The 23,595-nt window shown below is 39.7% G+C and carries 18 protein-coding genes; 5 read left to right on the plus strand and 13 right to left on the minus strand.

Going from position 1 to position 23,595, the window contains the following annotated elements; all coding sequences use genetic code 11:
* Positions 1-429: 429 nt before the first annotated feature.
* On the minus strand, positions 430-1,320 hold the full coding sequence (locus tag H5115_RS13670; protein ID WP_002959108.1) for a TPR end-of-group domain-containing protein: 891 nt from the start codon (positions 1,318-1,320) through the stop codon (positions 430-432).
* Positions 1,321-2,223: 903 nt separating this feature from the next.
* Here H5115_RS13670 and katG point away from each other — a divergent pair.
* Positions 2,224-4,404: a catalase/peroxidase HPI gene (gene katG / locus H5115_RS13675; protein WP_182755786.1), complete on the plus strand. Its 2,181-nt coding sequence runs from the start codon at positions 2,224-2,226 to the stop codon at positions 4,402-4,404.
* Positions 4,405-4,507: 103 nt separating this feature from the next.
* On the opposite strand, the gene H5115_RS13680 is transcribed toward katG, so the two are convergent.
* Positions 4,508-5,080 carry a hypothetical protein gene (locus tag H5115_RS13680; RefSeq protein WP_002959106.1) on the minus strand — a complete coding sequence of 191 codons (573 nt, stop codon included), beginning with the start codon at positions 5,078-5,080 and terminating at the stop codon, positions 4,508-4,510.
* 191 nt (positions 5,081-5,271) lie between these two features.
* Here H5115_RS13680 and arfB point away from each other — a divergent pair, with 191 nt between their 5' ends.
* On the plus strand, positions 5,272-5,685 hold the full coding sequence (gene arfB / locus H5115_RS13685; RefSeq protein WP_182755788.1) for an alternative ribosome rescue aminoacyl-tRNA hydrolase ArfB: 414 nt from the start codon (positions 5,272-5,274) through the stop codon (positions 5,683-5,685).
* A 125-nt stretch (positions 5,686-5,810) separates the two neighbouring features.
* Here arfB and eat read toward each other — a convergent pair whose 3' ends face one another.
* The 3 genes from eat to H5115_RS13700 are packed head-to-tail and all read right to left on the minus strand — an operon-like array spanning position 5,811 to position 9,564.
* Positions 5,811-7,214, minus strand: coding sequence for an ethanolamine permease (eat, locus tag H5115_RS13690; RefSeq protein ID WP_182736600.1), 1,404 nt, complete (start codon positions 7,212-7,214; stop codon positions 5,811-5,813).
* Positions 7,215-7,273: 59 nt separating this feature from the next.
* Entirely contained in the window at positions 7,274-8,161 is an 888-nt protein-coding gene (eutC, locus tag H5115_RS13695) for an ethanolamine ammonia-lyase subunit EutC (protein ID WP_182755790.1), read from the minus strand.
* Positions 8,158-9,564 (minus strand): ethanolamine ammonia-lyase subunit EutB, encoded by a 1,407-nt coding sequence (locus H5115_RS13700; protein ID WP_182755792.1) that lies wholly within the window; start codon positions 9,562-9,564, stop codon positions 8,158-8,160. The genes eutC and H5115_RS13700 overlap by 4 nt, the downstream gene beginning before the upstream one ends.
* A gap of 220 nt (positions 9,565-9,784) precedes the next feature.
* Between H5115_RS13700 and H5115_RS13705 the strand changes: the two genes are divergently transcribed.
* A complete protein-coding gene (locus H5115_RS13705; protein ID WP_182755794.1) occupies positions 9,785-10,741 on the plus strand; it encodes a helix-turn-helix domain-containing protein in 957 nt (318 codons plus the stop codon).
* A gap of 418 nt (positions 10,742-11,159) precedes the next feature.
* Here the strand turns inward: H5115_RS13705 and arfA are convergent, their stop codons facing one another.
* The 3 genes from arfA to H5115_RS13720 all read right to left on the minus strand — a co-directional run bounded on the left by arfA (position 11,160) and on the right by H5115_RS13720 (position 15,314).
* Positions 11,160-11,360, minus strand: a complete 201-nt coding sequence (gene arfA / locus H5115_RS13710; protein ID WP_138490164.1) for a ribosome alternative rescue factor ArfA — start codon at positions 11,358-11,360, stop codon at positions 11,160-11,162.
* Positions 11,361-11,564: 204 nt separating this feature from the next.
* Entirely contained in the window at positions 11,565-14,105 is a 2,541-nt protein-coding gene (locus H5115_RS13715) for a TonB-dependent siderophore receptor (RefSeq protein WP_182755796.1), read from the minus strand.
* 255 nt (positions 14,106-14,360) lie between these two features.
* Positions 14,361-15,314 (minus strand): sensor histidine kinase, encoded by a 954-nt coding sequence (locus tag H5115_RS13720; RefSeq protein WP_182755798.1) that lies wholly within the window; start codon positions 15,312-15,314, stop codon positions 14,361-14,363.
* 223 nt (positions 15,315-15,537) lie between these two features.
* On the opposite strand from H5115_RS13720, the gene H5115_RS13725 reads away from it, so the two are divergent.
* Together H5115_RS13725 and hemH are read left to right on the plus strand one after the other, a co-directional pair.
* Positions 15,538-16,866: an HD domain-containing phosphohydrolase gene (locus H5115_RS13725; protein WP_182755800.1), complete on the plus strand. Its 1,329-nt coding sequence runs from the start codon at positions 15,538-15,540 to the stop codon at positions 16,864-16,866.
* A 74-nt stretch (positions 16,867-16,940) separates the two neighbouring features.
* Positions 16,941-17,960 carry a ferrochelatase gene (gene hemH, locus H5115_RS13730; protein WP_182755802.1) on the plus strand — a complete coding sequence of 340 codons (1,020 nt, stop codon included), beginning with the start codon at positions 16,941-16,943 and terminating at the stop codon, positions 17,958-17,960.
* A gap of 417 nt (positions 17,961-18,377) precedes the next feature.
* Here hemH and H5115_RS13735 read toward each other — a convergent pair whose 3' ends face one another.
* From H5115_RS13735 to H5115_RS13755, 5 genes are all read right to left on the minus strand, one after another.
* Positions 18,378-18,698: a hypothetical protein gene (locus tag H5115_RS13735; protein ID WP_002962108.1), complete on the minus strand. Its 321-nt coding sequence runs from the start codon at positions 18,696-18,698 to the stop codon at positions 18,378-18,380.
* Between the two features lie 9 nt (positions 18,699-18,707).
* Positions 18,708-19,451 carry a nuclear transport factor 2 family protein gene (locus H5115_RS13740; RefSeq protein WP_182755804.1) on the minus strand — a complete coding sequence of 248 codons (744 nt, stop codon included), beginning with the start codon at positions 19,449-19,451 and terminating at the stop codon, positions 18,708-18,710.
* A 250-nt stretch (positions 19,452-19,701) separates the two neighbouring features.
* Positions 19,702-20,445, minus strand: coding sequence for a ferredoxin--NADP reductase (locus tag H5115_RS13745; protein ID WP_182755806.1), 744 nt, complete (start codon positions 20,443-20,445; stop codon positions 19,702-19,704).
* A 513-nt stretch (positions 20,446-20,958) separates the two neighbouring features.
* Entirely contained in the window at positions 20,959-22,557 is a 1,599-nt protein-coding gene (locus tag H5115_RS13750; RefSeq protein ID WP_182755808.1) for an ABC-F family ATPase, read from the minus strand.
* A 291-nt stretch (positions 22,558-22,848) separates the two neighbouring features.
* Entirely contained in the window at positions 22,849-23,589 is a 741-nt protein-coding gene (locus tag H5115_RS13755) for an ABC transporter substrate-binding protein (protein WP_182755810.1), read from the minus strand.
* Positions 23,590-23,595: the final 6 nt, after the last annotated feature.

Here is a 23,595-nt window from a genome sequence, read left to right on the forward strand (position 1 = left end):
TGTGCAAATATGCGAAAGCTCATTCATATATGTTTTGGTGTAATAAAAAACCAAGAAGCGTTTAAGCTTCAAGAAAGTTAAATACGGCCTTGAAGCTTAAAATGAGAGATGGTATCTACAGGTAAATTAAACTGCTGAGTGTAAGTTTTCCACGTAGGCGCAGAGCTTGCTCGCGCGAGAAGCGCAGCTTCTAATTACTTAATCAACCATCCTAAAAATTACGTTTTTAACCGCCTGCAAGCAGCGCGTCTACAGGTAAATTAAACTGCTGAGTGTAAGTTTTCCACGTAGGCGCTAAGCTTGCTCGCGCGAGAAGCGTAGCTTCTAATTACTTAATTACACAACAAAATTTACCTTTAAAAACAAAAAAAGGGCCAAGGCCCTTTTTTATGGTGTTGCGCCTAATCAAACAGGCCAAATTCTGAGTGCTTAAACAACTTCACCAGCCACTATCGTATTAAAGCTGTCGTTGTCATGCAGGCTTGCAAATGCGCTCTCGTGTAATAATTCATTACGTAAGTTTGGAGAGTATTCAAGTGCCATTTTAATATCGGCTAATGCATCAGCATGCTTATGTGTTAGTGCATAAGCACAGGCTCGTTGCCAATAGGCATAACCATAGTCACTATCTATATCAATAGCTTGATTACACAGCTCAATGGCTTGTGCTGTTTCATTAATTTCTAGTAGTGCATCGGCTTTATAAGCAATGGCTTCCACATCTTCTGGTTTGCGATTGAGTATTTCATCAAAAATTTCAATTTTATTTGCAAAATCACTTTCTAGGTTTGCGCGCATCCACAACGAATGAACTTCGTTAGTCACCGATATGCGTTCTTGGTTGCTGAGTATTTCTTCTGAGCGGACGCGTAGTTTTTCTTCAAGAATTTTTAATCGGTCTTCATACTCGTCTGTAATTACACTCACACGCGTATTTACTATATCTTCTACTTTGTTTTTAACATCGCGCAACGAGTTCCAACCCACTAAAACTAAAATCGACGCCGTAGCGGTAATTATAAAAAACACATTATTAATGGTATCTGTAGTGTACGTTAATGCGCGATCGGCAGTATCAAGCTGCGCATGAGTAACCTGCTTAGTTACATCTTCACGAAGCTTTTGCTGATCTTGCCTAACTGCTTTTAGCTCATCTAATATGTAACGCTCCATTAGCGGCTTATACATAGGCTCTTTGAGTTGTTGAAGAGCTTGTTGCTCTTGTTGTGCTGTAGGTGAAGCTGGTTGCTTTTCAGCAGAGTTCACTATGCCCGAAAACAAAGTTAAACAAACAAAAAGTACAGATAGGTAATAACGCATTGGTACGCCTAATTAAATTAATTACTGTAATAACTTTAACATGCAGGGCTTAATGGCACTAGGGCGTGTTGTTCTTTGTGGATTAAAATTGACCTAATTTAGATAGGAGCAATAGTTGTGAGAATTTTTTAGCCTAGTGAGCTTAGCAATAATAGGGTTAAACCTGAGCATATTACCCATGCTCAGGTAATTTGAGTAAAAATAGGCAAAAAAAAACCAGCTCAAGGTGAGCTGGCAAAAACTGCTTAAAACAACAATATGTCGTAGGGGTTCACAGGAGAACAACTTCATACTAACTGAATCTTTATGAACAAATACTTAATTCAATTCAACTAGTTAAAAATATAAGAATACTCAAAGTATTCGGTTTATAAAGTAAAGGTGCATTGGGCTTAAGTAATGCACCTTTATCATTATAACTATCTAACTACAATTTCATGGTGAAGGGGGGTATTCCAATGTGCGCTTTAGTAAACTAAAGCCACTTTCAAACCCTTCAAATACCATTACGCCGAAATTTTTCAATTCGATCACAGGTCTAGTAAAAAGATTAAGGTTAATTCACCGATTTTGTATTTTATTTTGCGTAATACTTTATATGAGCGCCATCTGACTTTTTTACTATTATTTTAAACGCGACTTTAAGCCTATTGTTAAGTACATCATTAACGTAAGGGCAATCAAAAATATAAATTGGAGCAATCGTTTTAAATAGTATGTTGAGGCTGGCGTAGCATAATTTATACGCCTATATTAAGGATACGTAAGCACTTAGGTAGGCACGCTGAGTAAAAAGTAAGCCTATTAAATAAAAATAACCGTTACTTTTTAAAAAGTTATAAACATATAAGCAATAATACTGATTGATTAAGTATTTTATTTTTCTATTTTAAGGATTTCACAATGAGCAAGCCAACAGCGGGTAAATGCCCTGTTATGCACGGTAGTAATTCAGTTGTTTCTAAAGTAAACACCGATTGGTGGCCAAACACACTCAACTTAGACATTCTTCATCAACACGATACTAAATCAAATCCATACGGCACTAATTTTAACTACGCAGAAGCATTTAAATCTCTAGATTTAGACGAAGTAAAAGCCGACTTAAAAACCTTTATGACCGACAGCCAAGATTGGTGGCCTGCCGATTGGGGCCATTACGGTGGTTTAATGATTCGTATGGCATGGCACTCAGCGGGTACGTACCGTTTATCTGATGGTCGTGGTGGCGCAAGTACCGGTAACCAACGTTTCTCGCCTTTAAATTCATGGCCAGATAACGCAAGCTTAGATAAAGCACGCAGACTTTTATGGCCACTTAAGAAAAAATACGGTAACAAACTTTCATGGGCCGATTTATTTATTCTTGCTGGTAATATGGCATACGAATCAATGGGTCTTAAAATTTATGGTTTTGCGGGCGGCCGTGAAGACATTTGGCATCCAGAAAAAGATATTTACTGGGGAGCTGAAAAAGAATGGTTAGCACCAAGTGATGAACGCTACGACAATGTAGAAAAACCAGACACCATGGAAAACCCATTAGCCGCAGTACAAATGGGCCTAATTTACGTTAACCCTGAAGGTGTTAATGGTATACCCGATCCACAAAAAACGGCAGATCACGTACGTGAAACATTTGCTCGCATGGCGATGGACGATGAAGAAACCGCAGCATTAACAGTGGGCGGCCATACAGTGGGTAAAACTCACGGTAATGGTAAAGCAGAGCACTTAGGTCCAGAGCCAGAAGCAGCAGACGTACACGAGCAAGGTTTAGGTTGGAACAGCACCAAAGAAGGCGGCTTTGGGCGTCATACTGTAACTTCAGGCCTTGAAGGCGCATGGACCACACACCCAACAACATGGGATAACGGATACTGCCACTTACTTTTAAATTACGAATGGGAACTCACTAAAAGCCCAGCTGGCGCTCATCAGTGGGAACCTGTAAATATTAAAGAAGAAGACAAACCAGTAGACGTAGAAGATCCATCAATTCGTTTAAACCCAATGATGACCGATGCCGATATGGCCATGAAAGTGGACCCTGCGTACCGTAAAATTATTGAGCGTTTTTATAACGACTTTGAATACTTCTCTGATGTATTTGCACGCGCATGGTTTAAGCTAACTCACCGCGATTTAGGTCCTAAAGCATGTTACTTAGGTAAAGATGCACCAAGCGAAGATCTAATTTGGCAAGATCCTATTCCAGCAGTTGATTACACATTATCAGACGATGAAATCACAAGCTTAAAAGCACAGCTACTTGATTGCGGTGTAAGCGCGAGTGATTTAATAAATACAGCGTGGGATAGTGCGCGTACGTATCGTGGTTCTGATAAACGCGGTGGCGCAAATGGCGCACGTATTCGTCTAGCACCACAAAAAGATTGGCAAGGTAATGAGCCAGAGCGCTTAGCAAGTGTGCTTAGTGCTCTTGAAAAAGTACAAGCGGGTTTATCTAAACCAGTAAGCATGGCCGATTTAATCGTATTAGGTGGCACAGCGGCTGTAGAGCAAGCTGCAAAACAAGCCGGTGTTAATGTAACAGTACCATTTGCACCAGGACGAGGAGACGCAACAGACGAAATGACTGATGCAGAATCGTTTGATGTACTAGAACCAATTCACGATGGCTTTAGAAACTGGCTGAAAAAAGATTACGCAGTATCAGCCGAAGAGTTATTACTAGAGCGCAGCCAATTAATGGGCTTAACAGCACCAGAAATGACTGCACTTATGGGCGGCATGCGTGTACTAGGCACAAACTACGCAGGCACTAAACATGGTGTATTTACTGATAATGTAGGCACGCTATCTACCGACTTTTTTGTAAACCTAACCGACATGGCTAACAACTGGAAGCCACTAGAGCCTGGTATATATAATATTGTTGAACGCAAAACAGGCACCATTAAATGGACTGCCACACGCGTAGATTTAGTGTTTGGTTCAAACTCTATTTTACGTGCCCTAAGTGAGTTTTATGCACAAGACGATAATAAAGAACGTTTTGTACATGACTTTGTAAATGCATGGGTAAAAGTAATGAACGCAGACAGGTTCGATCTTAAATAATCTGTACGCTAAATAAAAACGGGGGAGTATTGAATACTCCCCCGTTTTTTATGCGTTTTAATTTCACGGCTAGATAAGCCCGCTTTTTCTAAAGCAATAAAACTTATAAAAGTGCAAAAAGCTTTTGTAGTTGTGGCATATATTCGCTCACAAGTTCAAGGTTGTTTTCGCTTACTAAAGATTCTGTAGACTCCTCAGCTGCGCTTGATGACTTACCAAACGAACCCATTAACGAGCTAGCGCCTTTATCTTTAGCACTTTTCATACTTTGAAAACCGCCCATTACTTTATTAGCAGTTTCTTGATTATCAGCAGAAAGGCCCGACTTAAGATTTTCGATATAAGCCATTGATACTTCAGAACCTACAGTTACTAGCTGCTCTGGCGTAAAACCGTAACGGTTTGTAACACTCGCAAAGCTTTTGTATAGGTCTTGTTCTTTAATCATGCTTAATGCACTGTTAGCTAAAGAGCTTTGTTCGCCAACACTTTGATCTGCAGAACCACCTAGCATACTTGCTAAATCTAAGTCTTTTAACGACTCTTGGCTGCTTGCCCAGCTAGTCACAGCTGGCAGTGCTTTCATATAGCTTTGAAGTTGACCCTCGTTAATATCCTCTGCAAGGCTTGAGAAACTCATCGCTAATAAGCTAAGTGATACAAGTATTTTTTTCATTGAGCATTTCCTAGTATTAAAGTAGTGCCAATTAGAAACTAATAAGCAACACTTGCCAATACAAAATAAAATATTGGCTGATTTATAGTACAATTTATGAGAATTTATTTAAGTTCTAAGAATTTAGTCGATTCACCACAAGCTAATGTACTGATGATATAATGTATTTTTGACAAATAGAGCTGAACACAATGTTAACAATTTCAAATGCTGTCACTATCGATGAATGGGAACTAGAGCTCACAGCTATTCGTTCGCAAGGTGCCGGTGGTCAAAATGTTAATAAAGTAGCAAGTGCAATTCATTTACGTTTTGACATTAACCGCTCTAAACTACCTGACTTCTACAAAGAACGCTTACTTGCATTAAATGATACAAGAATTACCAAAGACGGCGTCTTAATCATTAAAGCGCAAAGCCACCGTACCCAAGAGCTAAACAGAGAAGATGCCCTTAAGCGTTTAAAGGATTTAATTCTTAGTGCTACGGTAGTTAATAAAGCGCGTCGAGCCACCAAGCCCAGCCGTAATTCACAGCGAAAGCGCATGGACAAAAAAACCAAGCATGGGCAAAACAAAGCGCTACGCGGCAGCATAAAGTTTTAGCTTTAAATGATATTAATAAAGTAGATAAGGGGCTTGATGTTTACATGCAGGCACTATTTTTACACCGTATTGCTTGTATAAAAATATAAGTGAGGGCTAGCCTCACTTATAATAACTATTAATATTTACTTAGCCATCTCTAAATCAGATTCTGCATCTGCCAACATTGCAAACTCTTCATCAGCGCTTTTAGCAACTAAGTGTTTTGAGCTGTAGCCAAAGTAATATACGGCGCCCACAATAAACAGCATCATAGTGTATAAAAATGCACGAGGGTCGAACGCATACACACCGGTTAATGCTATAAGCGAAAGCACTAAAGCAATACTTGACGTTACTACACCACCAGGGGTTTTATACGGGCGAGGTAAATCAGGTTGTTTAACGCGTAGTAAAATATGGCTCAGCGCCATTAATGCATACGATACCGTTGCACCTACTACAGCCATTGCAAGTATTAAATCACCCTCGCCACTAAGTGATACTAAAAAACCAAATACGGCAGGTACAATCAACGCACGTGCTGGCACTTTGCGATTAGTTGTAATCGACAACGAACGCGATAAATATCCGGCTCTAGATAAAGCAAACACTAAGCGACTATAGCCATAAATAATAGAGAAAAACGAAGCAACTAAACCCGCAAGCCCTAATATATTTACTACAGTTGCTAAGCCCTCACTACCCGATGCATTTAATGCATCAACCAAAGGTACAGCACTTGCGCCCATTGCAGCAGCGCCGCCAGCGCCAGGCACTAAAACAACAACTAAAAAAGCAGTAAATAACAAAAAGATCATTGCACCAATAATGCCTTTTGGCACATCTTTAGCGGGATCTTTTGCCTCTTCTGCAGCAAGCGGTACACCTTCCACCGCTAAAAATAACCACATGGCAAACGGTAATGCAGCCCAAACCCCGTACCAACCTAAAGGTAAAAACTCACTGGCTCCCACTGCATCGGTTACGGGGACGTCAAATAAGCGTGATGCATCAAAATTTGTAATTAAAACAAAAGCCGTTGCAATAATAGCTAATACTGCTAAACCACTTATTACCATCATTACTTTAAGTGCTTCTCCTACGCCTGCTAAATGAATTCCCACAAATAGTAAGTAAAATAATGCATATACCCATGGTCCATTAAATCCAGTGAGGGCTTCAACTGCAGAGCCTATAAAAATAACAATAGCAGCGGGTGCTAAGGCGTATTCAATTAATACCGCAAGCCCAGTTAAATAGCCTCCCGCAGGCCCCATAGCTTGGCGCGCAAAACTATAACCACCGCCTGCTGCAGGTATTGCAGCTGACATTTCAGCAAGCGACAATACCAGCGCTAAATACATAACTGCCATTAACACTGCAGCAATGGCAAAGCCACCCCAACCCGCTTCGGCAATACCAAAGTTCCAACCTGCAAAGTCACCCGATATTACATACGACACACCCAAACCTGCGAGTAATAACCACCCCGCAGTACCTCGTTTTAACTGTCTTTTAGCAAGGTACTCTGTATTATTAGTAGACATAACCCTTCTCCGTTGATGTTTAGTTTTTATTGTTTTATTTCATGTGTTTTTAATTAAAATTACTCAGCAATTAAAAAGTTAGTAGTTGAAACCTGATGCTCAATTACATCGTCTTGTGTACGGTCTTTTAAATTAACCCCAGTTAGTTTTAGTTTTTTAGCTTCACGTAATAAGTACAGCGCACGCCTAGCCGCTTCTGTATAAGGTAGGCCAGCAGGACGAATATTCGATATGCAATTACGACATGCATCGTTAAGTCCTGTTTTAGGCTCCCATGTTAAATACAAGCCAAGGCTATCTGGCGAACTAAGTCCTGGGCGCTCTCCTATTAACACCATAACCACCTGCGCATTTAGCAGCTCACCTATATCGTCGCCAATTGCTACTCGCCCTTGCTCAACCAAAGTAATGGGGGCAATTTTAAATTGCTTGTCTGTTGTAAGGTGCGCTAATAGCTCTGTTATAAATGGACATGCATTTTTTTGTACCGCCAACGAGGAGAGTCCATCAACCACTACAATCGCTAAATCGTATTTAGCCTGCGTAGTGTGCTTTTGTTTATTCATATAGCTGAGAAGTATTTGCCTACCATTTTCATCAAGCTTGCGGCCTAAATCGGGTCGCTGAAGGTAAGTAACCCTGTCAACGGCTTGGCTGTGTAAATGCAGGGGAGGGGCAACCTCTTTTAGAGCACTAATACTGCCTAGTTGCTCAGTCATTTTGTTAATATCAAGCGGAAAACTCACCGCATCGCGTGCTTGTGCATGAGATAGCTGAAAAGCAAGCATTTCTGAGGTTGGTAAACTTATACCTGCACGACCAAGCCCAATACGCGCATCGGTAAAACGCCGTAAATCACTCCAAGGGTTGTGCACTACATTACCGTTATTTTTATGCTCGTTTACTGAGTTATCTAATGTAGTGCTCTGTTTTGAACGTGAGTTCATGAGCCACCTCCAGCAATTGCACCCAGAGATTTAGCAAAAGCGGGAGGCAAGGTATCTGAAAGTGTAATATCGGAAGTGTTTTGCATTATTTTCATTTTGCTTAGCCATGCTTCAAACTCGGGGGCAGGTCTAGAGCCAAGTACACGGCGAACATATAATGCATCATGAAACGATGTCGTTTGGTAATTAAGCATAATATCGTCAGAGCCCGGTATTCCCATTACAAACGAGCAGCCTGCAACACCTAATAGCGTTAGCAAGTTATCCATATCGTTTTGATCAGCCTCTGCATGATTGGTGTAACACACGTCGCACCCCATCGGTATGCCCAATAACTTAGCGCAAAAGTGATCCTCAAGTCCTGCTCGGGTAATTTCTTTACCATCAAACAAATATTCAGGGCCAATAAACCCCACCACGGTATTTACCAGTAACGGGTTAAACTTACGAGCAACGGCATAAGCGCGAGCTTCGCACGTTTGCTGATCAAGCTCATGATGCGCATTTGCTGAAAGCGAACTGCCTTGCCCAGTTTCAAAATACATTACATTATTGCCAACAGTGCCACGCTTTAAACTCAAAGCGGCATCTTGCGCTTCAGCTAAGGTATTTAAATTAAAACCAAAACTTGAGTTAGTAGCCTCCGTGCCGCCAATCGATTGAAATACCAAATCAACCGGTGCGCCAGCTTCTATACATTCAATAGTGTTAGTAACATGGGTAAGCACACAGCTTTGCGTCGGTATGGCGTACTTTTGAATAACATCATCCATTAACGTCATTAACTTAATGGCTTGGGCAACGTTATCGGTTGCAGGGTTTATACCTATTACTGCATCGCCATTACCGTATAGCAGCCCATCAAGCATACATGCAGCAATACCATTAATATCGTCAGTTGGGTGATTTGGTTGTAAACGTGTAGATAAATGTCCAGGGAGGCCAATAGTATTTCTAAAAGCACTCGTAACATGGCACTTTTTAGCAATTAATATGAGATCTTGATTGCGCATTATTTTGCTAACAGCAGCAGCCATTTCCGGCGTAATACCTTGCCTTATACTTGCAAGTACAGCAGGTGTTGCAAAGTCACTTAAAAGCCAATTACGAAAATCGCCTACGGTTAAATGTGCAATAGCCATAAAGGCATTTGCATCGTGCTCGTCAATAATTAAGCGTGTAATTTCATCATCTTCGTAGGGAATAAGTACCTCATTTAAAAATGTTTTAAGAGGTACATCGGCCAATGTCATTTGTGCCACAGCACGTTCTTGTGCTGATTGTGCAATTACGCCCGCTAAGCGATCACCCGAACGCTGAGGTGTAGCTTTAGCCATTAACTGGGCTAAGTTCTTAAATTTATAAGTATGTGTACCTAAAGTGTAACTGTACGCTTGCCCCATGATTTACTCCACATAACTAATATGATCAACCTTGGTATAGGTTTTGCTGCATCTTTAGCTATAAATCAATTTTGAATAGTTACAAGACAGCTTATTTTGTACCAAGTAACTATCGAATTTCGGCAAAAGATTATTTATTAATCCAATTCAATTGGTTACATACGTAAAGCGGTGTTAACTTAACCATAATAAAAGTGTAACGAAAAAGAGCATCCCCTATATGGCGCAGCAAAATAGCTACAATGCACCACTAAAGAGCAAGGTGCAAACACACGATATAGACGAGCAAGCGCATAGCCTTACTCAATGGCAGCAAAAATACGATCAAATGAGCGACGGCAGCTTTTATGGTTGTATTGAAGAAACGGATTACGTCAATATTCATGTGTTTAAAGAATACACTGAGCGAGCGCTTCGTCAGCAATGTAACATAGCCCCTAATTCGGTTTGGCTTGGCATTCCTTGTCTGTCGCAGCAAAGTAAAATTAATGGTTTAGGTGTGGCAAGTAATCAATTTATGTGCCGTACAAGTGATAACGACTTTGAGCTGATAACCCCTGAGCAATTTAATATTTATGGTTTGGTAATCGATTGGAACTCAATTGAATATATGGCGCAGCTTCAAGGCGTAACATTGAAAAACCTCGTATCTGCACAATCAGCTCGTTTATCAGTGAGCAACTCATCTTTGCAAACGGCAAGACAAATAATTAATAGCATGGTTGTAGGCAAGGGCTTCGGACTTAGAACCGAATCACAGCAAGATATGCTAAACATGTTGGCACTACACTTATTACAAGCAGACAATCCGCAGCAAAATATTGCGCCAAGTTATAAACACCGAAAAGCCGTAGTAGATAAAGTAAAAGATTACGTGGCCACAAATCCACAAAACCCAATAACAATAACCGAGCTGTGCGAGCTTTCCTTTGTAAGTAGGCGCACACTTCAGTATAGCTTTGAGAGTATTTTAGGAATTAACCCTTTGCGGTTTTTACGTTTAACACGCTTAAATAATGTAAGGCGAGAGCTAAAAAAACCAAACCAAGATAAGCCCATTTCAGTAATAGCAGCCAATTGGGGATTTTGGCACGCGGGACAATTTGCTAAAGATTACACGCAACTATTTGGTGAAAACCCATCACAAACAGTTAAAAATAATAGTTTTAAAGGTTAAAAATGACACTTCTAACTTGAGTATAAGCACCTGTAGACGTGCAGCTTGCTGGCCTTTAAAAGCACCGCTTTTGCATTTAGTCGGCTGCATTAGTAACAAGTAACTTAATCACCACCGAAAAGTGAAAGAGAAAACAAGGACCAGTGACTAACATTACTCGTGTTTTCTTTGTGTAACGCACAGCGCCTCGATGGTGAAATATCATATAGCTTAAAAAAATGGACTTTGTCTGCTCATTTACTCCTCTTTTTCTTCTCTTTGTGCATTCATATTTTAAGGGCTGTTATTCACAAAGAGGTTTAGAGGCGCTGCGTTTTTAGAGGATTGCTTGGGAGTGAAAATAATAAAGAACTAAAAGTAAAAGCGAGGTATAAAACCTCGCTTACTATATTCAAAAGCCCTATTTGATCGGTGCTAATTAAGCCGCGATTAAATAGGACTCTTGTCCTGAATGCTTGTTGTTGCGTTTAAACGAGCCTTTGCCTTTTTTAGCTTTAACCACTTGTGGTTTAAATAATTTAGAGGTGACCATCGCCGCTAGTGCATTGTGGTTTATAACGCCTCGTCCTGTGTCTACCGCGCTGGTGTTTACGGTTTTTGCTTTAGATTTTTTAGTCATATATTTCCTATCAACTAATGGTTATTTTAAGTTAAATAATAAAGAGGCTTTTATATTGGCCTATTTAAGAGATGGCGATTGTAGGCTTAATTTTCAACCGCGCAAGTATTTTTAACATCCATTTGGTAGTTTTTTAATAATAAAAAAGCATAAAAAAAGCGCAGTTAATAACTGCGCTTATAATTACTTAGTTTACTTTATAAATTAAAAACTAAAGCTTACTTTTGCATAGTACGTTCTGCCGTCAAAGCCGTATGGCAATGCACGTACAGGGTATTTAAATGCGCCGTTGGTGATAAAATTAAGTACTTCGTCGTCGCCTAATTCATCTGGCGTTTCGTCAAATACATTATCGGCACCCACCGAAAGCGCAAACATGTCGTTAATTTGGTAGCTAACATTTAAATCAACTAACACAGCAGACTCAACCGTACTTGTTGGTTTAAATGACCCCGTAGGCGAAAGCTCACCAGGTAATGAAATATGGTCGTTACCAAAGTATTTTACATCTGTTTCGCCAAAGTAGTTAAAGCGAATGGTTGATGTGTAGGCATCGCGTTCGTAGTCAAACGTAAGCGTTGCACGTTCGCTCGGTTGTCCGTCGGTAAAAAAGCTGCGTTGTAAATCATCAAAAGCAACCGCTTCAGGAATACCGTCTTCAGCGTTTACGCCGTCAATTTTGGTATCGTTTAGGTTACCTGCAAAAGTTACTCCTAAATTACCGCCTTCAACTTCAGTGCGGTACGATGCAATAATATCAACACCTTGCGTAGTAGAATCAACTGAGTTTGAGAAGTAGTTAGCTTGCACAGCTCCCGTTGCTTGTAGCGCTGCAACTGCATCACCGCTAAACGATACGTCGTCAGCGGTAAGTAAGCTGCCAAGCGTTATACGGTCTTCAATTTCTACACGGTAAAAATCAACCGTTAACGAAAGCTCGCTTGTTACATCGTAAACAAAACCTGCACTGTAGTTTGTTGAGGTTTCAAGCTCTAAGCTATCTACACCTAACGCACTTGGGAAAGCGGTCCCTGTGTTTGCAGTGAACGACTGCGTTAAGGTACCGTCTGAGCCTAAGTTAGTTGTAAACGCTGTATAACCACTTTGTTGAAGTGATGGTGCTCTAAAACCAGTAGATACTGCACCACGTACTGCAAAGTCATCTGAAAATTCATAACGTGTTGCTAATTTACCAATTAAATCATCCCCAGCATCTGAGAAATCTTCATAACGTAGTGCACCACTTACGTTCCATGCATCGGTGATCATAGTTTCTACGTCTACATAAACTGCGTAGCTGTTACGGTCGCTGTCGTTAGCTGCTTCAGGGCGTAGGCCGTTATAAGCCTGAAAACCACACTGTGCAAATTGATCCGGATCGTTTACTGATGGGTACGATGTATCCATATTTGCTAAACCACACGCGTATGATGCTTCATCGCCAGGCACTATTTCGTAGTTTTCTTTACGGTATTCGGCGCCTACTGTTACATATAAAGGTTCACTACGGCCAATATTTACAATACCGTTTACATCAAGGTTAACCGTTGTTTGATCGAATCTAAAACCACCTGAGTAACCGCCAGTAGGCCCTGAGTTTGCTGCAATGTCGGCGTCGCTTGCATTTGGGTTATTAAATAAATACTCAGCCGCGTAAGAAGCATTTAATGTATTGCGTGATGTAAAATCGTATTGGTTTTCACCATAAACGGCCGATACATCGTAAGTCCAGTCTGTGTTTATATCGCCTTTAAAACCAAGCGCTACTGAAATATCTTGTGCTTCGTTATATATGCGCGGTAAAAAACCATCGCTGTATACTTGTGTTACGTTTTTAGAGGCTTCGTTAAAGTTACGGTAAAAACCATTACCCAGCGCCGTGCGCTCAGAGTAGCCACCAAACGAGTAAAGCTCGCCGTCGCCCATTGGTAATGCCATGTTGTAAAATAACGACGTAAATTCACTTTCTGAGTTACCTTGGCCCCAGCGTACATCTTCACTTAGCGTACCTGGTTCAACATTAAGCGAACCACCCGTATCGCGCTCTGCACGGTTAGTGCCGTCGGCATCACGGTACTCAAGCGATAGGTTAATAAAGCCGCCTTCGTTACCTAATTCAAAACCACGGTTTAAACCTGCTGAAATAGTGTCGCCGTCACCTTCACTTGTGCCGCCGTATTGTACAAAACCCGTTGTAATACCGGTTGAGTTATTAAGAGATAAGTTAATTACGCCTGCAATAGCATCAGAGCCATATTGCGCTGCTGCGCCATCGCGTAATACTTCAACGCCTTTAAGGGCCGTTAGCGGAATGGCATTCATATCGGTACCCGCAGCGCCTGCGCCTACTGTACCGTTAAGGCCAAAAATCGATTGGTTATGACGACGTTTACCATTTACTAATACAAGAGTTTGATCTGGCTGTAAGCCACGAAGTGTGGCGGGTCTAAATAAATCAGAACCGTCTGATACTTGTGTACGCGAAAAGTTAAATGAAGGCGCTGTCGCTTGCAGGCTTTGGCCAAGCTCGGTAAAGCCACCTTTGGTTAAATCATCTGCGTCAATTAAATCAATAGGAGAAGAAGACTCAGTAGAAGTACGGTTAGATACACGCGATCCTAATACAGATATTTGCTCTATGTTTTTAGCAGCTTGCACTGGTGCTTCTTCAGCGTTAACAATGCTTGGTGCGCTAAACGCGAAAGCAACGGCTACAACAAGTGTGTTTAAACGGTATGTTGGCATAGTGACGACCCTGTTTTTTTGTATTCTTAATAATATGTGTGTGGTTATGATGCTCATAACCTGTTGCAAACATCCTAGCAACATATGCAAACAAAAAGAAATGAAAAAAACTAAATATTTGGTCTAAGTATGCAAATAAACTTCAAGATAAGAAAAAACCACATCAAATCGGTTAAAATATATTCTAAGAAGGGATTGAACATCAAAAAATAGAATGTTTAACACTTTATTTACATTGTGGTTTTGTTCGTTAGTTTACGCTTTTAAAGGTAATAGGCAGCGAATGGTCGTACCTGTGCCTAATGTACTGTTAACTTCTATTTTTCCATCGTGATCGCTCACCATAGCGTATACAAGTGTCATACCCATACCGGTGCCTTTTCCGACTTCTTTTGTTGTGTAAAAAGGGTCAAACATATGCGCTATTGTGTCTTCACTCATTCCACAGCCATTATCTTTTACCTCAATACAGATATTTGTGTCTAGTTCAAAAATATTGACTTCAATAATGCAGCCTTTTTCTAAATCAAGCTCGCATGCTTGCCAAGCATTCATTAATAGGTTTACAAAAATCTGATTAATTGACGATAAATTGCACCAAATAAGTGGTAGTGGTTCAAACCGCGTTTTTATCTCGCATAGTTTGAGTTTGTTACTTAATAATCTTAAAGCATTATTAGCACCCGTTGTTACATCGGTTAGTTGCTTATCTTGCGAGGAGGATGGGTGGGCAAAGTTTAATAAGTCATGCACAATTTGTTTTATTCGTTTGAGTCCTTCAACGCTGTCGTTAACTTGTCCCTGCAAATTGTTATAAAGCCACGCATACGGATACTGTAAATTGAGTATGTCTATTTCGTGTTTAAAACGGCTATCTTTAATTTCATTGTTTAAGTATTGCTCGTTAAGTTTTAGCAACGTGATAAGCAAAGGGGTAGAATTTTGTAAGCTTTCTATATTACTCATTGCATAGGCAAGCGGGGTATTTATTTCGTGGGCTACGCCTGCACAAAGCGTTCCTAAGGTTGCCATTTTTTCGGTTTGCACAAACAGCATTTGCTGGTGTTCTAAATCGGCTACTTTTTTTTGTAGTTCATTATTTATGGCAACTAAAACGCTACTTTTATCTTTGAGTAATTGCTCTGCAGCTAAGCGCAGCTTTTGTTCGTTTAAAAAAGCACGTTCAAAATTACCATCTGATCCATCCATTCCCTTCATCCATATAGATAACTTTATACTTAACGTTTAGTCGTCTGTATGCAAATTTGCAACTTTAGTGCAGCCAAGGCCTAATATTATGCATAAGTAATTATCCACTTATTGCTAATAACCCCATTATATAAATACCACTTAATATAAAGGTAGTCACAAACACACCATAGAATATTTTTTTAAGCTATTATTTAACCTGAAATAATTTAAAGGCGATTCAATGACTCAAGTAACACCAAGCACACCAATAAATCAGGTTGATGTACTTTGCATTGATGATGATGAAATAGTACTACGCACGTTAACACGGCTACTTGAAGTAAATGGCCTGTCGGTTATTGTTAGCGATAACCCGCAAAGCGCACTAACGCTTTTTAAAAATCATGAGTTTGGTTTAATTATTAGCGATATGCGTATGCCGGTAATGAACGGCGCCGAGTTTTTAGAAAAAGCACGTGCGCTGGCACCCGACACTCAACGCATTTTATTAACCGGCTACGCCGACATACAAACCACTTTAGCGGCTGTTAATCAGGGCCAAATAAATGGTTATATTCAAAAGCCTTGGCAAAACGATTTATTACTTCGTAGCATTAGAGATAGCCTAGAAAAATTTGCACTAAAAAAACAAAATAAAAAATTAGAGGCACAAGTTAAAGCGCAAAACCAAGAGTTGCTAGAGCTTAATAACTCGCTTGAACAACGAGTAGAAAAACGCACCTTACAAATCAAACAGGTTTTAAAAAAGCTTGAAGACGCCAACGAGCGCGAAAAACAAGAGCATAAATCGACCGTAGAGCTGCTATATAATTTTGTTAACGCAAACCCTTACCTAGATGGTAACAAAGCACAAAATATTGCTAATACCTGTACACAAATAGCACTTTATTTAAACTTGTCGCAGAAAAGCATTGATCTTGCCCCTATGGCTGGTTACTTGGCGCAAATAGGCTTGCTTGCTATGGATCCTGATCTTTATAAAAAACCAGTTAACCGCTTAAACGAGCAACAACGCAAAACCTTTTATACTCATCCAAGTACTGCACAATTAATGTTAATGCCAGCAATACATTTACATGACTTGTCGGATGCTATTTATTATCAGTTTGAGCGCTTTAACGGAAACGGAATGCCCAAAGGCCTTGCCGGAAACGACATACCAATAGGCGCTATGGTGCTAGGTTTAGCGCGCGACTATTGGGATGCGTTTGAGCAGAGCAATGCAAGTGATGAAAAGCAGCGCCACGATGACGCACTCGAAAGTGTAAAACTTTATAGTGGATCGTTTTATCATCCTAAAATTGTACGTGCACTTGAAGCAAGCCATGCAAAACTACACGAACAAAAAAGTTCAGCAGGATCAGTGCTAATTTGTAACGCCCATGAACTCAAAGATCAAATGGTACTAGGCCATGCTCTACACAGCCATACGGGCATAATGTTGCTGCCCAAAGGTCATGTATTTGGCAGTAAATCGATAGAAAAACTCCAACAGCTAGAATCGAAAAAACCAACTCCGTTCAGAATAATGGTGAAAACTGCTAAATGATTGATCTAAACCGCAGTTTTTTTCGTTACAATGTGCATAAAATAGATTATTGAATTTGCTTGAAGGAGCACTCTGTGTCGCGATTTTCTGCGGTTACTGACAACCCCCATGATGGGCGTTTTAACCAAAAAACGGGAATACTGCTAACTAACCTAGGCAGCCCTGATGCACCAACAGCGGCTGCGCTTCGTACATATTTACGCGAATTTTTATCAGATCCACGCATTGTAGAAATACCACGCTTGGTATGGATGATAATTTTACATGGCATTATTTTACGCGTACGCCCAAAACGTTCGGCTAAATTATACGAGAGTATATGGACCGAAAACGGCTCACCACTGACCCACATTACTCGCCAGCAAAGTGTAAAGTTAAATGCCTTATTAAAAGAGCAAGGTTATACCAATACTGAAGTCGTAATGGCAATGCGTTATGGCAACCCTTCAATAGAGGCAGGCCTTGAAGAGCTTCGTGATAAAGGCTTAACGCGTATAATTATTTTACCAATGTACCCGCAATATTCTAGCCCAACTACGGGTTCTACGTTTGATGCTGTATCGAGCGTACTGCGTAAATGGCGCTGGGTGCCAGAACTACATTTTATAAATGGCTATCATAAAAACACCCGTTATATTGAGTCGCTTGCTAATAGTATTAGTGAGGATTTAGAAGCGAATGGTATGCCACAAAAAATTGTTTTTTCGTATCACGGTATGCCTAAATTGTTTTTAGATCGCGGCGATCCGTACCATTGCCTATGTTTACAAACCACGCGTTTAGTTGTCGAAAAACTAGGCCTTGATAAAGACAAAGTAATTAGTACTTTTCAAAGTCGATTTGGTAAAGCAGAGTGGTTAAAGCCTTATACCGACGCAACTCTTGCAGCCTTACCTGATGAAGGTATTACCGATGTAGCTATTATAAGTCCTGCTTTTAGCGCCGACTGCCTAGAAACACTTGAAGAGCTAGAAGGTGAAAACCGTGAAATATTCGAAAACGCAGGCGGCGAAAAATACCGTTACATAGCGGCACTAAACGACAGAGACGACCATATAGAAGCTGTGTTTGATGTTATAAAACCTATGTTGTAACCCAAGCTTACTAAAGCTAAATATATTACGCATTAAGCGGTGTTAAAATTAACACCGCTTTTTTGTTTTTAATGCTTTTAAAATATTTAGTTAATTAATTCACAAAGAGGTTAAGAGGCGCTGCGCTTTTAGAGTAGTGATAAAACATAAAAATACTGGTTTTGGCTTTTCTCATTTATCCCTCTTTTACTCCTCATTGTGCAAATAAAGGCTTTTAAAGAGCTAATTATTCACAAAGAGGTTAAGAGGCGCAGCGCTTTTAGAGTAAATGATACATATTGGCTGATCTGGTTTTTCTCAGTTATTACTGATTACCTTATCTTTGTGAAAGAAATTATTTATATTTTTAATAGTAATTAAAATAAATAAAAATGTACGTTTAAGGGGAGGCAATACCTAAGCTACAGCAATTAAACGCTATCGCTTAAAGTATAAATCAATCGCTTTTGTGAGGAGCTCGTCGAGTTGTTCTTCAAATTCTTCAATATTAATATCAAAGTGCTTTAAGTAAGCCCGAGCTTGAGCAAGTGATAAATTGCGGCTGTTAACGCTGTATTGTCGCTCGTCTATGGTTTTATCGTAACGTGGTAAAAATACAAATTGGCCATAAAAGGGGGATTTAATATGCTTGTTTGCAAAACGACAAAAATCTTCAATATGCTCAGCACCCTTAGGTCCAAGGCAACCTGGCTCAATGCGATACATTAAGCGAATTTTTTTGTCGTCATTTATTTGCATTTAAAGCCTTTATCTAAAAAACAGTACGCGTACTATTTTCCCATCTTTAATTTGATAACTCGAAATAAGTTCTGAGCGTTTATCAACTACGTTTTCGTCAGTTGAACAGGTTTCTGAAAGTTCGTGATCAATCACTATATCACCGTGCACTATGCGCTTAATTGGTGATGAGTGAATACACTTTAACTTTTTAAACATTAGCCCGTAACGTTCTATTAGTTTTTCTTTACCTTTAAATAATAGCTCATTAGGGAAAATATAAAACTCAACATCTTCGGCATATACACGAAGAAACTCTTCAATGTTACGTGCGTTATATGCTTTAACTAGCTGCTCTACCACAGCAAGTGATTCGCGCGATTGTTTAGCTTTAGTCTGCTGCTTAACTGTAAGTGCTTCTTTTGCTTGCGTTACTGCTTTTTCAGCTTCCGCTACAGCCACTGCTTTTTCTATTTTATTTTTAGGCTTTTCAGCAGGTTTAATTTGCTCGTCACCTAATACTTTTGAATCGTCTGGTTTAGTCGCATCAATTGTTGGCTTTTTAAGCTCTGGCGCTTTGTATTCAAGCGTATTTACTTTGTCGTCAGTGTTGGTTTGAGTTACTGATTGCTCATTTTCAACTTTTGGCTTTTCAACGCTTGCTTGAGCTTCAACTTGCGGCTCTTTTTGCTCAGGCTCGCTTTGCTCTGCGGCATAAGTAATTAGCGCAACGGTAGTGACTAATGAGGCTAAAATAATAGATAACGGTTTCATAACTTTCCTAAAATGAACACTAAATACGTGTAATACCAATTACATTAAATAGGCGATCTATTATAGCGTTAAAAAATAGCACAATAACAAGGCGAAAATTGTGACATATAGTTGTTCTATATGAATAACCTTTAACGCAGTTAGTGAGTTATTTAATACGATAGAATGATCATATTTTTGATAAAATTGGTATAAGGGTGCAACATAGCAAATTTTAACGTTATCGGGTAGTTAATACCACTACTGAAGCCTACCAGTACTGCTCTACCGTAATATTGCCGGGGTTTTTACGGCGGTTACGCGTAAAGTTTTTATCGAGAAGTAGCGCGGTTGTGTCTTTTACCATTTGTGGATTTCCGCAAATCATAAATTGCGCGTTACTGGGCTTTGGGTTTAACTTTACATATTCAAACAAGCGGTTGCTCTCAATTGCGTTAGTAATTCGCCCACTTAAGCCTTGTAATGGCTCCTCTCTACTTACAACAGGAATATAGTTGAGTTGTGCTGGGTACACTCTTAATAGCTCGTTAATAAGTGCCTGATAGCTTAAGTCGTTATTAAACCGTACGCCATGCACTAAATTTATAATTTTGTATTTTTTCCATACATCGGGCTGTTGTAATATCGATAAAAAAGGGCCTATGGCAGTGCCAGTCCCTAACATCCAAAGCTGATCACTTTGTGGTATTTCATCAAGGGTAAAAAAGCCGGTTGCGTGTTGTTCTATTAATACGGTGTCGCCAGGTTGTAAGGTAGCTAAACGAGGAGAAAGCAAACCGTCAATTACGTTAATAAGATAAAACTCGAGATCGGGGTTTTCAGGGGCATTCACATATGAATAAGCCCGAGCAATACGTTTGTCGCCATCCATTATTGAAAGCTTTGTAAATTGACCAGCTTTAAACGGCTCTACGTTTGCATTAACGGTTAAGCTAAAGAGTGTATCGCTCCACCACGTGACATTTTTTACTGTTGCTTCAACCCAATTAGACATAGTTACCTCTTGGTTTAGCTATTAAAGTTTTAAATAATTCACTCCATCAACATTAGCATTAAGTGACAAAGACTTACAGGAGAATATGACTAGATTTAAAGCAGTGATGTGTGCAGTAATTACCAATAAAATAATGTGAATAATCAGCTCTGCGATAAGAGTCATTAATTGTATAAGAGAAAGCGATGCTGCAGTAACTAAGAAAAATTAAGTCAAAAAACAGTGTTTTTTATTTTATCACTTACTTTAAAAGCGCTGCGTCTTATATCACCATTAGTGAACTATTTACTTGAAAAACTATTGCACTAGGAGAAGCCAAAGAGGAGTAAATGAGAAGAGCCAAGCCAGAAAACGAGTATTTTATCACTGACTCTAAAAGCGTAGCGTCTCTTAACCTCTTAGTGAATTATTTATTTAAGCCTTTATTAATTAATTTTATAGTTAAACTCAAATTCCACACATAAAAAAACGGCGCTAAATTTAGCACCGTTTTTATAAGTAATAAGAAAAAGTTTACGCTTTTTTCTCTTCACAACTTGCTAGGTATTCGTCAAACGTACCTTGGAAGTCGATTACTTTTTTATCTTTAATATCAATGATACGTGTAGCTAATGACGAAACAAACTCACGGTCATGGCTTACAAAAATAAGCGTACCTTCAAAGTCTTTAAGCGCGTTATTAAGCGCTTCAATAGCTTCCATATCCATGTGGTTAGTTGGTTCGTCCATAACAAGCACGTTAACGTCTTGCATCATTAACTTACCAAATAACAAACGGTTTTTTTCACCACCAGAACAGTTACGCGCTTTTTTGTTTGAATCGTCTGCTGTAAACAATAAACGGCCTAACATGCCACGAACCATTAAATCGTTGTGCTTAGCTGTACGCCATTGCGACATCCAATCAAACAACGTTAAATCGTTATCAAAATCTTTAGTGCTGTCTTGCGGGCAATAGCCAAAGCTCGCATTTTCAGACCATTTAATTTCGCCTTCATTACTTTTAAGCTCGTCTACTAAACAGCGTAAAAATGTAGTTTTACCCACACCATTTTCGCCAATTACGGCAAGCTTAGCGCCTGCTTCAAGTAAAAAGTCGCCGCCGCTAAATAACGTTTCGCCATCAAAACCATGGCCAAGCTTATTAACTTCAAGCGCCTGACGATACATTTTTTTACCTTCGTCAAACGAAAGCGATGGGCTCATACGGCTTGAAGATTTAACTTCATCAAGCTTAATTTTATCCATTTTTTTAGCGCGCGAACTTGCTTGCTTAGCTTTAGAAGCATTAGCACCAAAACGGTTAACAAAGTCTTGTAGCTCGTCAATTTCAGCGCTCTTTTTAGCGTTTTCAGCTAAAAGTTGCTCGCGTTGTAAGCCCGCAGCTTCTAAAAATTTCTCATAGTTACCAGGGTAAATACGCAGCTCACCGTAATCAATATCGGCCATGTGTGTACATACCGAGTTTAAAAAGTGACGGTCATGCGAAATAATAATCATCGTACATTTACGTTTGTTAAGCTCGTTAGCAAGCCACGTAATTGTATGAATATCCAAGTTATTGGTAGGCTCATCAAGTAGCAAAATGTCAGGGTTTGCAAATAACGCCTGCGCTAAAAGCACACGTAGTTTCCAACCTGGAGCAACGTTTGCCATTAAACCGTAATGAAATTCTTTATCGATACCCGCTTCAAGCAAAATTTCTTCAGCGCGGCTTTCTGCCGTGTAACCGTCCATTTCAGCAAATACACTTTCAAGATCGGCAACTTTCATACCGTCTTCTTCGCTCATTTCTGGTAACGAGTAAATACGTTCGCGTTCTTGCTTTACTTTCCAAAGCTCCACGTCGCCCATAATTACCGCGTCTACAACGCTGTATTGCTCAAAAGCAAACTGGTCTTGGCTTAGGTTACCTACTTTTAACCCTGGAGTAATAGACACATTACCCGCACTTGGAACAAGCGCACCGCTTAAAATTTTCATGAAAGTCGACTTGCCGCAGCCGTTAGCGCCAATTAAACCGTAACGGTTACCGTTACCAAATTTAGCTGAAATGTTTTCAAACAACGGCTCTGCGCCAAACTGCATCGTAATATTTGCGGTGGAGATCAAAAAAGGTAATCCTAGATTAGTACTGACAGGAGTACGCTGCAGCAAAACGCCACAAACAAGAACCAGACAATAGGGTAAATTAGCTGGCGAATTATACAGATCAGCCACAACGAATGAAAGATAAAAGGCAGCTAATTTATAACCAAGTAAAAATAACGGCAATTCTCGGTTTTAAGTCACTATTTTTAACGTATGTAGCGTTGAATGTGCTTACAGCCACAATGTAAATAATTACTAATGCCAAGCAATATTAAAGAGGGGGCGCCAAATAGCCAAGTTATTAGCCATGCTTTAATGCACAGGTTGATAAATTGACTTTATAGCCGCCGCATTTTTAGTAATTAATTGATTAACGGTCGCCACGTCATCGAGTGTTAGCGACTCCTTGCTTAGCATAAAGTGCACATTGTTAACGTTAATCGGTGTAATAGTTTTTACCTGCGAAATTGAGGAGTGTTTTTTTACAAAGTACTGCGCAACCACCGAGTCTTCAATAACATAGTCGATTCGTTTTTTATCTAACATGCTAAATCGATTATTTGCTTGAGCAGTAAGCACGACCTGTTTTGAATACTTGGTTGTGAGTTGTTCAAGCTCATCACCAAAAAAGCTTCCTCGGTTAATACCTGCTGTAAAATCTTGACTAAAAAGATCAGCCAAGCTGGTTACATCAGCCGAATCTTTATGTTTATAAAGCTGCATTATTTCTTCGCGATAAGGCAAACTAAAGTGCGCATATTGAGCACGTTGCTCTGTATAGCTTGCCGCGTAGGTTATATCTACTCGACCATTTTCAAGCTCAGCTTGAACACGCGAAAAACTCGGAAAATAAGTCCATTTAATACAAAATTTTGAATCTTTAAAAATAGCGTTTACAGCATCCACTTCTGTGCCTAAAAATGTATCACCTTGTTTTACAAGGTAAGGCGGCCAATTAGTTTCGTTAGTGCCCATTACCAATGTTTTTGAACACGCAAGGGCATTAAAGTGAGTAAATAGCAGTGTAGTAAATGTTAAAAATAAAGTTTTCATTACACT

Origin of the sequence: Pseudoalteromonas sp. SR44-2, from assembly GCF_014163745.1 — a bacterium.
In the GTDB taxonomy this organism is placed as follows: Bacteria; Pseudomonadota; Gammaproteobacteria; order Enterobacterales; family Alteromonadaceae; genus Pseudoalteromonas; species Pseudoalteromonas distincta.

Bases quoted from the DNA above. Each gene is read 5' to 3' on its own strand.
- H5115_RS13670 (WP_002959108.1), bottom strand. From the start codon at position 1,320: ATGCGTTATTACCTATCTGTACTTTTTGTTTGTTTAACTTTGTTTTCG.
- katG (WP_182755786.1), top strand. From the start codon at position 2,224: ATGAGCAAGCCAACAGCGGGTAAATGCCCTGTTATGCACGGTAGTAAT.
- H5115_RS13680 (WP_002959106.1), bottom strand. From the start codon at position 5,080: ATGAAAAAAATACTTGTATCACTTAGCTTATTAGCGATGAGTTTCTCA.
- arfB (WP_182755788.1), top strand. From the start codon at position 5,272: ATGTTAACAATTTCAAATGCTGTCACTATCGATGAATGGGAACTAGAG.
- eat (WP_182736600.1), bottom strand. From the start codon at position 7,214: ATGTCTACTAATAATACAGAGTACCTTGCTAAAAGACAGTTAAAACGA.
- eutC (WP_182755790.1), bottom strand. From the start codon at position 8,161: ATGAACTCACGTTCAAAACAGAGCACTACATTAGATAACTCAGTAAAC.
- H5115_RS13700 (WP_182755792.1), bottom strand. From the start codon at position 9,564: ATGGGGCAAGCGTACAGTTACACTTTAGGTACACATACTTATAAATTT.
- H5115_RS13705 (WP_182755794.1), top strand. From the start codon at position 9,785: ATGGCGCAGCAAAATAGCTACAATGCACCACTAAAGAGCAAGGTGCAA.
- arfA (WP_138490164.1), bottom strand. From the start codon at position 11,360: ATGACTAAAAAATCTAAAGCAAAAACCGTAAACACCAGCGCGGTAGAC.
- H5115_RS13715 (WP_182755796.1), bottom strand. From the start codon at position 14,105: ATGCCAACATACCGTTTAAACACACTTGTTGTAGCCGTTGCTTTCGCG.
- H5115_RS13720 (WP_182755798.1), bottom strand. From the start codon at position 15,314: ATGGATGGATCAGATGGTAATTTTGAACGTGCTTTTTTAAACGAACAA.
- H5115_RS13725 (WP_182755800.1), top strand. From the start codon at position 15,538: ATGACTCAAGTAACACCAAGCACACCAATAAATCAGGTTGATGTACTT.
- H5115_RS13735 (WP_002962108.1), bottom strand. From the start codon at position 18,698: ATGCAAATAAATGACGACAAAAAAATTCGCTTAATGTATCGCATTGAG.
- H5115_RS13740 (WP_182755804.1), bottom strand. From the start codon at position 19,451: ATGAAACCGTTATCTATTATTTTAGCCTCATTAGTCACTACCGTTGCG.
- H5115_RS13745 (WP_182755806.1), bottom strand. From the start codon at position 20,445: ATGTCTAATTGGGTTGAAGCAACAGTAAAAAATGTCACGTGGTGGAGC.
- H5115_RS13755 (WP_182755810.1), bottom strand. From the start codon at position 23,589: ATGAAAACTTTATTTTTAACATTTACTACACTGCTATTTACTCACTTT.